At 41.2% G+C, this 15,265-nt stretch carries 14 protein-coding genes and 1 pseudogene; 11 read left to right on the top strand and 4 right to left on the bottom strand.

The window, feature by feature from the left end; genetic code table 11:
- Window positions 1-25 precede the first annotated feature (25 nt).
- The 9 genes and pseudogenes from AU377_RS07385 to AU377_RS07345 all read left to right on the top strand — a co-directional run bounded on the left by AU377_RS07385 (window position 26) and on the right by AU377_RS07345 (window position 6,919).
- A complete protein-coding gene (locus tag AU377_RS07385) occupies window positions 26-244 on the top strand; it encodes a hypothetical protein (protein WP_067406343.1) in 219 nt (72 codons plus the stop codon).
- A 144-nt stretch (window positions 245-388) separates the two neighbouring features.
- On the top strand, window positions 389-472 hold the full coding sequence (locus AU377_RS15905; protein WP_368664426.1) for a putative holin-like toxin: 84 nt from the start codon (window positions 389-391) through the stop codon (window positions 470-472).
- A gap of 403 nt (window positions 473-875) precedes the next feature.
- Window positions 876-2,107 (top strand): annotated as a pseudogene (locus AU377_RS07380) (hypothetical protein).
- Between the two features lie 155 nt (window positions 2,108-2,262).
- Window positions 2,263-2,673 carry a carboxymuconolactone decarboxylase family protein gene (locus AU377_RS07375; RefSeq protein WP_067406337.1) on the top strand — a complete coding sequence of 137 codons (411 nt, stop codon included), beginning with the start codon at window positions 2,263-2,265 and terminating at the stop codon, window positions 2,671-2,673.
- A 24-nt stretch (window positions 2,674-2,697) separates the two neighbouring features.
- Window positions 2,698-3,048: a DUF2200 domain-containing protein gene (locus AU377_RS07370; RefSeq protein WP_067406334.1), complete on the top strand. Its 351-nt coding sequence runs from the start codon at window positions 2,698-2,700 to the stop codon at window positions 3,046-3,048.
- 1,025 nt (window positions 3,049-4,073) lie between these two features.
- The gene (locus tag AU377_RS07360; protein ID WP_067406328.1) at window positions 4,074-4,319 is read left to right on the top strand and encodes a hypothetical protein; all 246 of its coding nucleotides are present in this window, start codon (window positions 4,074-4,076) and stop codon (window positions 4,317-4,319) included.
- Between the two features lie 226 nt (window positions 4,320-4,545).
- Window positions 4,546-5,700, top strand: coding sequence for an LAGLIDADG family homing endonuclease (locus tag AU377_RS15500; protein ID WP_156450405.1), 1,155 nt, complete (start codon window positions 4,546-4,548; stop codon window positions 5,698-5,700).
- Window positions 5,701-6,180: 480 nt separating this feature from the next.
- Complete coding sequence (locus AU377_RS15495; RefSeq protein WP_253724415.1) at window positions 6,181-6,354, top strand: Zn-dependent hydrolase; 174 nt, start codon at window positions 6,181-6,183, stop codon at window positions 6,352-6,354.
- Window positions 6,341-6,919, top strand: a complete 579-nt coding sequence (locus AU377_RS07345; protein WP_067406322.1) for a Fic family protein — start codon at window positions 6,341-6,343, stop codon at window positions 6,917-6,919. The genes AU377_RS15495 and AU377_RS07345 overlap by 14 nt, the downstream gene beginning before the upstream one ends.
- Before the next feature lie 120 nt (window positions 6,920-7,039).
- Here the strand turns inward: AU377_RS07345 and AU377_RS07340 are convergent, their stop codons facing one another.
- From AU377_RS07340 to parE, 3 genes are all read right to left on the bottom strand, one after another.
- Window positions 7,040-8,260 carry an MFS transporter gene (locus AU377_RS07340; RefSeq protein WP_067406319.1) on the bottom strand — a complete coding sequence of 407 codons (1,221 nt, stop codon included), beginning with the start codon at window positions 8,258-8,260 and terminating at the stop codon, window positions 7,040-7,042.
- A 112-nt stretch (window positions 8,261-8,372) separates the two neighbouring features.
- Window positions 8,373-10,802, bottom strand: coding sequence for a DNA topoisomerase IV subunit A (gene parC / locus AU377_RS07335; protein WP_067406316.1), 2,430 nt, complete (start codon window positions 10,800-10,802; stop codon window positions 8,373-8,375).
- Entirely contained in the window at window positions 10,799-12,772 is a 1,974-nt protein-coding gene (parE, locus tag AU377_RS07330; RefSeq protein WP_067406313.1) for a DNA topoisomerase IV subunit B, read from the bottom strand. Before parE ends, parC begins: the two co-directional genes overlap by 4 nt.
- A 245-nt stretch (window positions 12,773-13,017) precedes the next feature.
- Between parE and plsY the strand changes: the two genes are divergently transcribed.
- Both plsY and AU377_RS07320 read left to right on the top strand, forming a co-directional pair.
- A complete protein-coding gene (gene plsY, locus AU377_RS07325) occupies window positions 13,018-13,617 on the top strand; it encodes a glycerol-3-phosphate 1-O-acyltransferase PlsY (protein ID WP_067406310.1) in 600 nt (199 codons plus the stop codon).
- A gap of 35 nt (window positions 13,618-13,652) precedes the next feature.
- The gene (locus AU377_RS07320; RefSeq protein ID WP_067407214.1) at window positions 13,653-13,946 is read left to right on the top strand and encodes a HesB/YadR/YfhF family protein; all 294 of its coding nucleotides are present in this window, start codon (window positions 13,653-13,655) and stop codon (window positions 13,944-13,946) included.
- Window positions 13,947-14,003: 57 nt separating this feature from the next.
- Here AU377_RS07320 and fabG read toward each other — a convergent pair whose 3' ends face one another.
- Window positions 14,004-14,744 (bottom strand): 3-oxoacyl-ACP reductase FabG, encoded by a 741-nt coding sequence (gene fabG / locus AU377_RS07315; RefSeq protein ID WP_067406307.1) that lies wholly within the window; start codon window positions 14,742-14,744, stop codon window positions 14,004-14,006.
- Window positions 14,745-15,265 lie beyond the last annotated feature (521 nt).

The following is a 15,265-nucleotide window of genomic DNA, read 5'->3' as shown; positions in this document are numbered from 1 at the left end:
AATACAGGAAGAGAAGGAGAGCGTTATGAATATTTATAAATTCATTTTCTACATCCATATTTTAGGCATTTGCCTTCCCGTCACTTTAACTTATATATTCTTCTTCGAAGTCTTCACAGGCCAGTCGATTCGTCCGATTTCCATTATCATTATGGCTTTAGGGTATGCGGTCATGGTTAAAATGAATCCGGTATTTCATTATCTATGGGAGAAATGGACTGATGATGGGAAGAGGAAAAAGTAGATTCGAATGATAGTTTGTTAGAGCTTTCATAAAAGTACTTTCACTTTGGTGGTCGTGGAACGTACGTATGGTATAATGAGAGAGTAATAGAATAGGTAACTCAAGGATGGTTGGCACACTCCCGTATGAAAGGGGGTGGTGCTAATGTCAGTCTTCGAATCATTAATGCTTATGCTTACTTTTGGCGTGTTAATCGTATCGATACTTTCATTTAACCATAAAAAATAACCCATCCTTGAGTTAACGGCTCAATTAGGATGGATTATTTTTTTCTCCAAACGCCGATCCCCTTGAGGGAACCTGCTGTTACAATTGGTCATTCGATGCGCGAACATCGAATGGCCTTTTTTACGCTATTCAATCTTTAACTTTATTATACGGTTAAATCGTTATACTGACAACTATTTCACTTTTTGACTACCCGATATCTCTTTAGCAAATGTGTTTAAAAGGGCTTTGGATTCGAAAACACAGTATAATACAGGAGAATGTACGTGCGTTAAGTTTCCTAATGTGTCTGGTAATACGATGTACCGAGTTGAGGTAATAGATTAACCATAAATGAGTAAACTTACAGGCACACTTATGAAAATGTTTCCAATTCGCGGCTGAAATCAGAAAGGGTGATACAGTGGCAGAATTAAAAGATCAAATCATTTTAAGAGGGTTGAAAGAAAATAACTTGAAAAATGTAGATCTAACCATACCGAAAGGAAAAATTAATGTGTTCACCGGGCTTTCTGGCTCGGGGAAAAGTTCAGTTGTTTTTGATACAATCGCAGCGGAAAGCAGAAGACAAATGACGTTGAACTATCCACTCTATGTGAGAAATCAAATGCCAAGATACGAAAGACCTCATGCTGCGCTTATGCAAAACTTAAGCCCAGTTGTCGTCGTAGAGCAAAGACCTGCAAGCGGTAATGCTCGCTCAACAGTCGGCACGTATATGGATATTCAGCCATTTAATGAGGCTGTTATTTTCACGCATCGGAAATCCGCCAATAGATTCTGCTACCGATTTTTTGAGTCAAAGTTCTTTTGGCAGCTGGTTCAGGGAAAAGTTCTTTACTGTTGGAAGCATTCCCAGAAAGCTATCCGGAAGCGATCATGGTCGGGCAAGGCAGTATCGGCATCTCCAGCCGTTCGAAACTCGCTACCTATATGGGCATCATGGATGATATTCGCTCGCTATTATCAAAGCAAACAGGGCGTCCTGCAGGTTTGTTTAGCTTCAACTCCTTAGGGGCATGCCCGATCTGTGAAGGAAAAGGCGTCACAACTCCAGACGTAGCATTTGCAGATCCAGTGACAACTACATGTGAGGCATGCGGCGGAACAAGATATTCAGACGAAGCACTGTCCTATCGATATGAGGATAAAAATATAGTGGAAATTTTAGCGTTAACGATCGATGAGGCGGTAAACTATTTTAAACTACCAAAAATCATCAAAAGAGTGAATACGCTAAAAGACGTAGGATTAGGGTATTTAACTTTAGTACAGACGACAAGCTCGCTAAGCGGCGGGGAAGTCCAGCGCCTCAAACTTGCAAGCTACTTACAAAAAGAAGGGCAAATCTATGTGTTGGACGAGCCATCCGTAGGTCTACACGCAAAAGATAACGGAAAGCTCTTAGATGTATTTCAAACCCTTGTTAACAGAGGGAATTCTGTGATCATCGTCGAACACAATCTAGATTTTATCGCAGCGAGCGACTGGGTTATCGAATTAGGGCCAGGCGGGGGAAAACGGGGCGGACAAATTGTATTTGAAGGGACGCCGGAAGAAATGGTACAAGCGGAAACAGTAACAGCGAAATGGCTAAAGACCGGCGCTGCAGAAGATTTTAGGAGCACAACATGATGAAACTATGATTCATTTTACTTATTTTTCTAAAGGCTATATACTAGAATTGTTAAAATAATTATAAATATTTCCATTTACTAACGTTTTATGAAAAAATTCAAGCGTTAATTATGGAATAAAGTAGTAATGAATTAATCGAGGGGGATTTTGAATTGGCAAAAGATCGTTATCAACAAGGTTTAGAGAAATTAAAAGAGCTTACGTTATCAGACGATAACAATCCAACCGGTAGCATGGATATCGGTGAAGGATTTAAAGATATTGCGCCTGATTTAAGCAAATATGTTGTTGAATTTGCTTTTGGTGACATTTATTCACGTCCGGGATTGGATAACAAGCAAAAAGTATTGACGACCATTACAGCTCTCGTTGCGCAAGGGAAGCCGCAAATTGAGATGCATATCAATACTGGGCTTAACGTTGGGTTAAAACCGGAAGAGATCGTAGGATGTATCATGCATCTCATTCCGTACACAGGATTCCCAAGTGTGCTAAACGCGTTAACAGTTGCTAAAAAAGTATTTGCGGAACGTGGTGTAACCGTTACAACACCCGAGGATTAAACAGATATAAAACGAGGTGTTTTCATGACTAATCATAAGATCTATACAATGAGTTTCGCGAGTGTCTATCCCCATTACGTGAAAAAGGCCGAGAGAAAAGAACGTACGAAAACAGAAGTCGATGAAATCATCCGTTGGTTGACTGGTTATAGCCAAGAAGAGTTCGAAGCGCAACTGGAGAAGCAGACAGACTTTGAGACTTTCTTTGCAGAAGCCCCTCAACTGAATCCTTCGCGGGCTTTGATCAAAGGGGTGGTTTGCGGTGTACGAGTGGAAGATATCGAAGAACCAACAATGCGGGAGATTCGCTATTTGGATAAGCTGATCGATGAGTTGGCAAAGGGAAAAGCGATGGAGAAGATTTTACGGAAATGATAATTGAAAATGAAAAGACACTGATTCCATCGAGGGCGGAATCAGTGTTTTTTTATCTTGAAGTCTTTTAATTTTGTTTAAATTGTCGAAAATATTCACTAAGCAGCACCTTCCTGGCGATGATTGGATCATTAAGTCCGATTCAGTAGCCTAATTTAACGAATATTCGATTACCTAACCGAATTTATCTCCTTGTTTGTTGTCAAAAATGCCCTTTTTCGGCGTGAAGAACAATTGTTCTGGTTAAGTTTATTCATATAATACATGAATAGGACAGGGGGCTCCCGATTTCCTTTGTTTTTCTGTCTAAGCCATCCAAAAATCGCTTATACGTTCCAGAAGTAAGGAAAATAAATGTATATTATCGAAAATGCCCTTTTTCACCTATCAGAACAATTGTTCGTTTCGGCTTATTCATATTAAATGGTTTAGTATAATGTAGGGCTAGGTGGACAGGAGACAGCATCTATGAATCTCGAGTCAATTCCATAGAATTGCCAGAAGGCACCATTCCATCTATATCCAGATACTTCACCAGATTCAACGCGGGTTGGGTAAAACCAGAATTGGTCCCCATTTATAAGCCATACATAAGTGTTTTGATAGACACAGTCAATGAGATACGATACAGAAGGTTTTGGTGGTACGAAAGGTGGGGGAGGAAATTGTGGTGCCATTGTTCCCTCGGGCTGGAAAAATCCCATGTGTTTTCACTCCTTTAAGTTAGATCCCAAACATTATATGTTGAAAAGAAGTAAAAGGATTTTTTAACTGGACTGTCCAAAATGATACAATGTGAAGTAATGTACTTAAACTATCGGGGAGCGTTCGTTAAAGAAGAACGAATTGATTTTTGGATTAGGATCATATTTTAGTGATTCCATGATAAGGCGCAGCTGTTAAAGAAGCACTGCGCCTTATTTTTTAAAAGATTTACCACCTATGGAATGGATTGTATGTTTAGTTTTCAATTGAACATACAATGAATAGGAAAAATTCCCGGTAAATTGATTGGAGGGGGAAAAATGCGGGGATTTAATCGCTACTGCTTATATGTAATTCTTATCCTGCTGTTGGGAGGGTGCGCGGAGGCAGGAAAAGGTAAAGCATCCTCAAATAGGAAAATAACCATTGAGCCATATACTATGAGTGAAAAAGAAAGTTTGCTTGTTAGTAAAACAGGAGTGGGGCATATTGAATTTTTCCAGCTAAATGGCACTTTAGCCGAAGATGATGATCTGCAAATATGGGGAACTACCTGCCGGCATTGAAGAAACAGAGCTTGCATTTTTATATAAAGTTTTATGGACTGAAAAAGAAAGGGATTAACATTGGCAAAAATCAGAACTTAAAAATACTGGGGTCTGCTGTTTTTAGTTGGGCCTGAGTCAATTCCCGCTTCGCCGCGTGCAATTGATTAGTAAGCGATTACGTTCGCGCCTTACAAACGGGCCAGATTATTGTGAAGTCTACTTATTTTCGAACGGTGGGGGAGTTATGCCTAGAAATCCTGGAATAACAGATGAAATCATTATTAAACTTTATAAAAGCGGGATGCCTTTTAAAGAAATGGTTCCGATCGTTGGAATTTCTGATCGAGCGATACGCAATGTGATCCATAAGCATGGCATTCCGATGAACCGCGAACGATATGCGGGTCAGCCGCGCAAAAATAAAGTGAATGAACATTTCTTTAAACGGTGGTCACATGAAATGGCTTGGGTATTAGGAATGTTTGTGACAGATGGCCATGTAAACAAACGTACGCATAGCATTAGCTTCGCACAGAAAGACGAAAGACTACTTCGATTAATTGCAAAGTATATGGATGCTGACTATGTGATCGCGCCTCCGGGATCGACAAGAACAACACCGGTACTACTTATCAATTCAAAAATAATAAAGGAAGATCTCGCTGCTATGGGGATTCATCCTGTCAAGTCTTTAACGATGGCATTTCCTAAGGTGCCAGATGAATTTTTGCCTTCATTTGTAAGAGGTGTGATTGATGGTGATGGTTATGTAGGTAAAGAAGGATATGCAATGCATGTGACGACAGGAAGTAATGAATTTGCACAAGGGTTGCTTAATGTGTTTCTTTCATGGAATCTAAAGGCCAAAACAACATTCTTTACAACCGCAACAGGAAATACTATTTACCGGGTATGGGTCAAGGGGAAATTCGAAGTAAGCAGGCTTGCGAATATTATTTATGAAAACGCTTCCGACAGTGATTTTATCATTTACAAAAGAGTTTATATGACGCAGCATTCGGAGCAACCTTATTATACCGACGACGATCGCGAAATTCCTAGGTGGACATTGGATAACGATGGAAAGCTAGTCCATACGCAAATCAGCTCTAGAATTTCATTTCGCACGAATATGAGTAAATCGATATTAGAGAGATTAAAAACGATAGCCGACGATCAAAATACGCATACCAATTATTTAATTGAAATTGGATTGGGAAAAGTTTTAAAGCAGCAACCAGATCCTAAAATGATTAAAACAAGTGCAAGGCCTGGAGATCGTGTACAATATAAAACAACTTATGATGTAGAGTTGTTGGAAGAAGTTCGCGATTTCGCCAAAAGAAACAAAGTATTTGTGAATGATGTGATTGAATACAGTGCGAATATGATTAAGTAGATCCATTACTAAAGGGGATGGCAAAAACTACCCCTTTTTCGTTTAAAAATATTTTAGTTTACATAATATAAATTATAAGAAGTTGCGTTTCATTTCAAAGTATACTTGAGACAGTGAGATAAAAGAAGAAAAATGTGTAAAATTCACATTGTATTAGAAATTTTACTTAACCTGTTTTTATCTTAATTTCAAACATATTGAATATGTATAGCTTTATTATGTTGCTCGTTTTGCTTCTTCGATCACCACCAAATAAATCATATCCGACAGTAGAAAATTTTGTTTTGCCTCTATTCGTTTCAAAAATTTTGTTGTTCCTTTATAACCCTGTCTAGAAAATGCTTGATGAATCCGATCTGTAATAGTCTGAAAGTTCAACCCCTTCAATACCTTTTCATTTCAACCATAACCAACTCCTAGATAAAGTGGAAAAAGTTTATGATTCGGTTTATAATTAAACTGCAGAAAGGAGTTTATGATATGAAGCAAATTCAATTAAATTCTCCTGAGTTTAACCGTGTAATGAAAAATATGCAGCTAGAAAACTTACATTTAAGTCATTCACTTCAGAAAAAGGTTCTTGAAATCGTCAATTCCGGTATAAGGATCACTCCGGCATTGATTAAGGAAGCCTTAGCAAATGACAAAGTATAATGAATTTGAAAACGATGAGTATCTTTTAAAGCACAACCTTTTAGGAATAACTGATTCTACTGAATTGGAACGTGCTGAAGCTTTTACTTTTTCTATACGTGCGGCACAAATTGAACAAGGTGCCTATCAAATCAGTGCTTTTACATTAGATGATTTTGTCAATCTCCACTATCACCTTTTCCAGGATCTCTACACATTTGCGGGACAATTTCGAGATGTACAATTAATGAAAGGCGGTACGCGTTTTTGCCAAGTGCAGTTTTTGGATGCCTATGCCGCTGATTTATTTGCTCAATTAACAATCGAATCGACTTGGGATTCCCTAGGGTATGCAGCTAAGAGGTTAGCATATTTCAAATCGGAGTTAAATATGCTTCACCCTTTTCGTGAAGGCAATGGCCGTACCATTCGTATTTTTATACAAGCCTTTGCCAGGTCGAAAGGATTCTTATGGACGTATGATCACATGGATCGTAACGTTTACATGCAAGCGATGATTCGGTCTGTGACAAGTGAAGATTTACTTGAAAATTTATTTCTTACTACTTTAATTCCTATAGACTAGGTACACCGAACTTTCAAATAGAAAAAGTTCGGTTTTTTTGTCTTATTTTCAATCAAATTAAAAAGGATACCTTAAAAAGATATCCTTTTGCTCAATTCTCGTTACTAAATTGTAAAAACATCAACTGTACTCCAGATCCTTCTCGTTCGGTTGCCCCAATTGAATGTTTCTTCTCTTCGTTTGCACAAAAAACACTGCTGTCATTGTCATGCTGATCAAGCCGAATAAGATGACCATCGTTTGCAGTCCGACGATGTCTAGAAACGCTCCTGTCGTTAATAAAACGACTTGGAACATCATGCGTTCCAACATATTTCTGAACGAGAAAAATCGACCATGATAGGCTTTTGGCATTTGTTTTTGAAAAACGACCATTGCGGTTGGAAAAAAACAGCCTAATGCAAAGCCTAATATCGCAAATGCAGCTAACGTAATGGCCTGTGATTGCACAAAATAAAGCATAAACTCAGATACTGCTACTAGGCTGGCGAAGGAAAATAAAATCGACGCTGTGCCCCACTTCTTCGCAAGCGATTTCACAGCAACCGTACCGATCATAAATGCGATCCCTTCAAATGCATAAATGAGCCCTTTAATAGATGCGGAGTTTTGAATTTCACTGATATTAATAACCACTAGATTAAAAGAGCCAATAAAAAGCAGTGGAATTAACGTCATCATTAACGTCATGCCGACCGCTGGATACGCTTTTAACACCGGGAAAACTTCCATAAAACCGCCTTTGTTTTCCACATTTTTCACTTTTGCTTCCCGCTTCTCCCCTTCATCGATTCGAAGCATAAGGGTGAACAGTAAAAGTGCGCCATAAGCTGCCATTGAAATGATATAAAGTGATGATAAAGACCAATAAACGAGCATAATGCCTGCCAATGCGGTTCCAACAACGCGTGAGATGGTGGCAACGTTCATATGCCAGCCGTTCATCGTCAGCAAATGCTCTTCTTTCACAACAAGTGGAATCGTTGCCTGCAATGCGGGGAAATAAAAAGTTGCCGATAATTGGATGCTAATCATAAAGGCAACCATCCACCAAACCGATCCTGTCGCAAGTGCAACTAACATAAATACGACACTCACCATTCGACCCAGTCCAGCCACTAGCAGTACTGTTTTTTTCTTCGATCGATCAATCGTTTTTCCTGCCAAGGGCCCTACAAGTAAACCAGCCAGCAAGCCAGCCGACATAATTAACGCCTTTACGAAATCAGACGGTATTTTTTCTTGCATAAACTCTAGATTTCCAATGATTCCCGTCCATAACCCTAGACCTGCGATCATTTCACCCATTAAAATAATCCAAACGTTGTGATTTCTCCACATACGCATTCCCCATTCTATTCAATTGTCTTATTATTTCGCATCTCGAATTATTATAATCGATTGCATAAAAAAAGTCACGGGACGTTACTCTGTCCCGTGATCTCCTAACAAATTATTCAACTTCAGCTTTCGGATCTTTATACAAACTTGTCACTTTACCGTCTTTTTTCTCATTCGTCATGGCACTGCCGTTTGACGTGCGATCGACGAGTCGCAGTGAACCTGCGGCGATCGGCACTTTCACTTCTTCATCTGTTAATAAAACGACGATATCGTTCGGCGTGACCATTTCAGTCCCAATAATACGGTAAGGATTCGTTTTTAATTCCTTTAATACGGTGAGACCACGCTTCGCACGTGTACCGCTTTCTAGCTCTTTCAAATTCATTCGTTTCACATTTCCGCGTTGGGTTGCAATGAGCAGCGATAGACTTTCATCTTCAACGATTTCCATTGATGCAAGCGTATCGCCATCTTTTAACTGAATGCCCCGGACCCCGGCCGTACGCACGCCTGTATCTCCGATTTCAGTCAATGGGAATCGTACGGCATATGCTTGATGGGAAATTAAGATGACATCTTCTTCCCCTTTCACAAGCTTCGCGTCAACCATCCGATCTTCTTTTTTAATGTTCATCGCTTTTAACGTGCGGGAATACCGCTGCGCTTGGAAACTTTCTAGCTTTGAACGCTTAATATTGCCGTTTGAAGATGCGGTTACGATACTTAAATCTTCGTTGAATTTTTCAATCCCAATTGCGGCGATAATTTCTTCATTTTGCTCAAGCGGGATAATACTTGAAATATGTTGGCCAAGATCCCGCCACCTAATATCGGGCAATTCATGAACCGGCTGGTATAGATAGTTTCCAAATGACGTAAACAATAACAAATGATGCTGGGTATTCATCGTCGCTTCTAATATGCTGTAATCCGATTCCTTCATCTCTTCCCCAACACCATTGGATGCGCTATAAGAACGCACGCTCGTTCTCTTCACATACCCATCTTTCGTCACCGAAACGATAACTTCTTCGCTTGGGACAAGAATATCAAGATCAACTTTAATTTCTTCGATTTCTTCCTCGATAATGGATCTTCTTGGCTCTGCGAATTGTTTTCGAATGGCGGATAATTCTTTTTTAATGACTGAAGCGAGCTTTTTATCACTTTTTAAGATGGCATCGAGCTGTTCAATGAGCTTGCGCAGCTCTTCCTCTTCTTTTTTCAATTCAGTGATGTCCGTATTCGTTAAACGATATAGCTGCAAAGAAACGATCGCTTCCGCCTGTACTTCTGTAAATGAAAACTTTGCGATCAAATTGTTTTTCGCATCGCGCTTATCTGTAGACGCGCGGATTGTGTGAATGACTTCATCTAAAACGGATAGCGCCTTCATGAGTCCTTCTACAATATGCAGACGATCTTTTGCTCTTCGAATATCATACTCGGATCTGCGCGTTACGACTTCTTTTTGGTGGTCAATATAGGCATCTAAGAGCATCGGCAGCGACATAAGTGTCGGACGTCTTCCAGAAATTGCAATCATATTAAAGTTATAGGTTACTTGCAGATCCGTATTTTTCAATAAAAATTGCAGAAGGCCATTGGCGTCAATGTCTTTTTTTAATTCGATGACAATGCGCAAGCCTGTCCGGTCGGATTCGTCCCGCACATCTGCAATGCCGTCTAATTTGCGATCCAGACGCAGCTCATCGATTTTCTTCACAAGATTTGCTTTGTTCACATCGTACGGAATTTCCGTTACGACAATTTGTGATTTCCCGCCTTTTAACGATTCGATCTCCGTTTTGGCACGAATGACGAAACGTCCTTTACCTGTTTTGTAGGCCTGTTTAATGCCGTCGGTCCCTTGAATGATCCCGCCAGTCGGAAAATCGGGTCCTTTTAAAACCGTCATGAGCTCGTCGACAGTCGCTTGCGGATTGTCGATACGCATTAATACCGCATCAAGCGTTTCATGCAGTGCATGCGGCGGTATATCGGTTGCATACCCCGCTGAAATGCCTGTTGAGCCGTTCACAAGTAAGTTTGGATAGCGCGCAGGAAGAACAGTCGGTTCTGGTTCGGTGTCGTCAAAGTTTGGGATGAAATCAACGGTTTCTTTGCCGATATCCCGCAGCATTTCACCGGCGATCGCAGAAAGTCTTGCTTCTGTATAACGCATAGCAGCTGCTGGATCCCCGTCCACTGAACCATTGTTCCCATGCATTTCAATGAGCATATGACGCAGTTTCCAATCTTGACTCATCCGCACCATTGCATCGTAAACAGACGTATCACCGTGCGGATGGTAATTCCCGATGACATTCCCGACCGTTTTCGCCGATTTACGGAATGCCTTCTCATGTGTATTTCCTTCATGGTACATGGCGTATAAAATTCGCCGCTGTACAGGTTTAAGACCGTCTCTAGCATCTGGCAGAGCGCGGTCCTGGATGATGTATTTACTATAGCGTCCAAATCGATCTCCGATAACTTCTTCCAAGGGAAGATCCTGGTAACGTTCCGAAAATGTCATTCAAAATCCCCCTCGACATGCAAAAATTCATTGTCTAATATATTCTGCTCGTCTGTCATGCCGAAGTCGACGTTATCTTCAATCCAGCGTCTTCTCGGCTCGACTTTGTCGCCCATTAAAGTGGTGACGCGTCGTTCTGACGTCGCACTGTCTTCGATTGTCACGCGGATGAGCGTTCGAGTTTCGGGATTCATCGTTGTTTCCCATAGTTGGTCGGCGTTCATCTCCCCGAGCCCTTTGTAGCGCTGGAGCATGTAGCCTTTCCCAATTTTTTGAATGGCTGCATCCAAGTCTGTTTCCGTCCAGGCGTATTCAACTTTTTCCTTTTTCCCGACGCCTTTAAATACTTTGTAAAGCGGCGGCAAGGCGATATACACTTTACCCGCTTCAATGAGCGGTTTCATATAACGGTAGAAAAACGTTAACAATAGCACTTGAATATGCGCGCCGTCTGTATCGGCATCGGTCATAATAATGACTTTGTCGTACGCGATGTCCTCAATGTTAAAATCCGATCCGACTCCGCCGCCGATCGCATGAATAATCGTATTGATTTCTTCGTTTTTCATAATGTCTTCAAGCTTGGCTTTTTCGGTATTAATGACTTTACCTCTGAGCGGCAAAATGGCTTGGAATGTTCGGTCACGGCCCTGTTTGGCGGAACCGCCCGCGGAATCCCCTTCGACAAGGTACAATTCGTTCTTTGCCGCATTTCTCGATTGTGCCGGCGTTAGCTTACCGGAAAGGAGCGTATCGGATCTTCTTCTCTTTTTGCCGGAGCGTGCATCTTCTCTCGCTTTTCGCGCAGCCTCTCTTGCTTGATGCGCTCGAATGGCTTTACGTACGAGCGAAGCGCTTAGCTCTGCGTTTTCCTCTAAGTAATACTGCAACTTCTGGGAGATGATCGCATCCGTGACGCTTCTTGCCTCACTCGTACCAAGCTTACCTTTCGTTTGCCCTTCAAACTGCAAAATTTCTTCCGGAATGCGGACAGAGACGATCGCAGCTAATCCTTCACGAATGTCCGCCCCGTCTAAATTTTTGTCTTTTTCTTTTAATAATCCTGTCTTTCTCGCATATTCGTTGAATACACGTGTCATCGCCGCCTTGGCGCCAGTTTCATGCGTTCCGCCATCTTTTGTTCGGACGTTGTTCACAAATGATAAAATCGTTTCAGAATAACCGTCGCTAAATTGGAAAGCGAATTCGACTTCGATGTCATCTGCCTCTCCGTCTAAGTAGGCAACATCATGCAGAACGTCCTTTTCTTCATTCAAATAGGCAATAAATGCTTCGATGCCTGTTTCATAATGGAAAACATCATGCTTGTCGGATGCTGCTTCTTTTAGCTCAATTTTTAACCCTTTTAACAAGAAGGCTGATTCACGAAGCCTTTCACTTAACGTGTCATATTGGTATTTCAACGTTGAAAAAATCGTGGCATCCGGTTTGAAATGAATTTTCGTTCCTTTTTCTTTCGTTTTGCCCATTTTTTCAAGTGTTGTGACAGGTTTACCGCCATTTTCAAATCGCTGCTTGTACATATGGCCATCCCGGTAAATCGTTACTTCCAGCCATTCAGACAATGCGTTCACAACGGAAGCTCCTACACCATGGAGTCCGCCGCTTGTTTTGTATCCGCCTTGTCCAAATTTACCGCCAGCGTGCAAAACGGTTAAAATGACTTCGACAGTTGGTTTACCCATTTGGTGCATACCCGTAGGCATCCCCCGACCGTAGTCGCGTACGCTGACACTGCCATCTTCGTGGATCGTCACGTCTATTTCAGTGCCGAATCCGGCTAAAGCTTCATCCACCGCATTGTCAACGATTTCATAGACGAGGTGGTGGAGTCCGCGCGCATCGGTCGATCCAATATACATACCTGGGCGTTTCCGTACGGCTTCAAGCCCTTCCAGTACATGGATCGAATCATCGTCATACGTATATTTTTCTTGTTGTTTCGTCAAATTACAACCCCCATCAAACGAACGTTCTCTTTTATATCATTATATATGATTGCTGGAAAGCCTGTCAAATCAACGTTCTAAGACTCTGCTCAATTAATTGTATAGAAGAAATCAGGTGATTGCAATGAGATGGGAAAAAGTTGGTCATCCCTTATCAATTGGAATGACAAGATTTATCCGATTGTCGCATGTTCTTCGATCTGCTACACTTAAAATCACTTAGACAAATTAAAGTGAGGTACATAATGAACATTTTTTTATTATTGCTTGCTGCCTATCTGCTAGGCTCCATCCCTTCTGCCCTGTGGGTTGGAAAATTATTTTATCGGACTGATATTCGCGAACATGGAAGCGGCAACCTTGGAGGAACAAATACATTTCGTGTGCTAGGAAAAACAGCTGGGATTGTCGTTACGCTCATGGATATTTTAAAAGGAACGGCCGCGGTACTTCTTTTAATGCTTCCCTACTTTGCAATGACGGATCTTCATCCGCTTTTACCAGGCATCATGGCAGTAATCGGTCATATGTTTCCCGTTTTTGCAAACTTTAAAGGTGGAAAAGCTGTCGCGACTTCTGGCGGCGTTGTACTTGGCTATCATTGGCCTTTGTTTATCCTTGCCATTCTTACTTTCGCCTTTATCCTTAAACGATCCAAAATGGTCTCATTTTCATCGATGACAGTTGCGGTCGTTGCCTTTATCTATAGTATCTACCATTATGTCCGAACCGGGGATTTTTATTTAATGATTATGATTGCGCTGTTTGGTCTTTTCATTTTCTATCGTCACCGTGCAAACATTGCGCGCATTAAAGCGGGAACTGAGCCAAAAGTGAAGTGGTAACGTTATACTAAGAAGTAGAAAGGCTGGTGTCGGAAGTGAAAATTGTGTTATCGAATGAAGCAATTCGTTGGTTTCAAGAAGAAATGGATGTAGAAAGCGGTGACAGTATCCAATTTTTTGCTCGTTACGGGGGCTGTAGTCCTTTGCATGAAGGGTTTTCGATCGGAATGCGGAAAGCGGAGCCTGATGATATAGCGGTGGAGACGGAGCAAGCTGAGGTTCGCTTCTATATTGAAGAACGGGACAAGTGGTTTTTTTCGGAGCATGATCTCCATGTCGATGTAGATCTCGGTTTAAATGAATTAATCTACACATACGAAAAAGCGTGAGTGCCTTATGCACCCCGCTTTTTTTACATTTTGCAGCGAGGATTTTCTAAAGCTGACTTACATCATGATGCCGCCATCGACATGCAGGACATGACCGTGCACATAATCGGATTCACTGCTTGCTAAAAATAAATAAGCGTTTGCGATATCTTCTGGCATCCCAAGTCTTCGTAAGGCTACTTTAGATTTCATTTGATCGAGTACTTTTTCTGGCATCTGTTGCACCATCGCGGTAGACGTAAAGCCTGGTGCAACGGCATTGACATTAATGCCGTTTTTCCCAAGTTCCTTTGCCCATGTTTTTGTCATGCCAATGACAGCTGCCTTCGTTGCAGCATAATTTGTTTGTCCGTAATTGCCATAGACACCGCTTACAGAAGATGTATTAATAATTTTGCCAAAACCATTTTGAATCATATGGGGGACAACTTCTTGTGTACAATTAAAAACACCTGTCAAATTAACGTCAAGCACACGTTTAAAGTCGACCGGATCCATCTTAACGAGCGTCGCGTCTGCCAAAATTCCTGCATTGTTAATAAGGATATCAATTTTACCATGCGGCTGTAAGGCCGTTTCCACCATTTGGGAAACGCTTTCACGGTCTGTGACGTCCAGTTTAACAAATGTTACGTCTAAACCATTTGCGCGAAATTCTTTTTCATGCCGCTTCCCTGTTGCTTCATCGTAATCTGCCATAATGACCGTTGCTTCTTCTTCCGCGAAACGTCCACAAGCCGCCAGCCCAATCCCATTCGCCCCACCTGTGATAATGGCCGTTTTTCCGGCTAATCTCATTCTTCATTCCTCCTACTGAATCAAATTCATAATGCCCTTGACCTCACCCTTCCCCTCATTCTCCTCGAGACTTACATGAACGAACGCCCCCTTACGTACATAGTCCGTTAAAATGAACAATGAATGAGTGCTCAATCAGAGGCATAAGCAACGAAGGCTACCTACTGTCTTAGATGCGATACCATTGAAATTTCCCTTTTTTGCCAATTTGAAACCTGTTTTTTCGAAGTTTTACTAATTTACTCATACCTGTATGACTTAGCTTACTATCCAATTATATGAGAAAATGTGAGATTCTTATGCCTAATGCTTGTAAAATTGAGGACTTAGTGGATTGTGCGGGGATAGATAATGGTTATATGATGGATGAGTTGCGGGTTATTTGTTTGTATGTGCACTAGCGTGGTTTCTTGCAATTCAGAATTATCCATATTCCAATACGTAATCTTTTTTACAATAAATAATACCAAGCCTGGCCGTTTCAATTGGTCTGAGCTTGGTATTATTCGTGCTTCGAAAAT

The organism is Sporosarcina sp. HYO08, assembly GCF_001563475.1.
Classification (GTDB): Bacteria; Bacillota; Bacilli; order Bacillales_A; family Planococcaceae; genus Sporosarcina.
The sequence above is the reverse complement of the archived record's forward strand: the minus strand, read 5'-3'. Positions and strand labels throughout refer to the sequence as shown.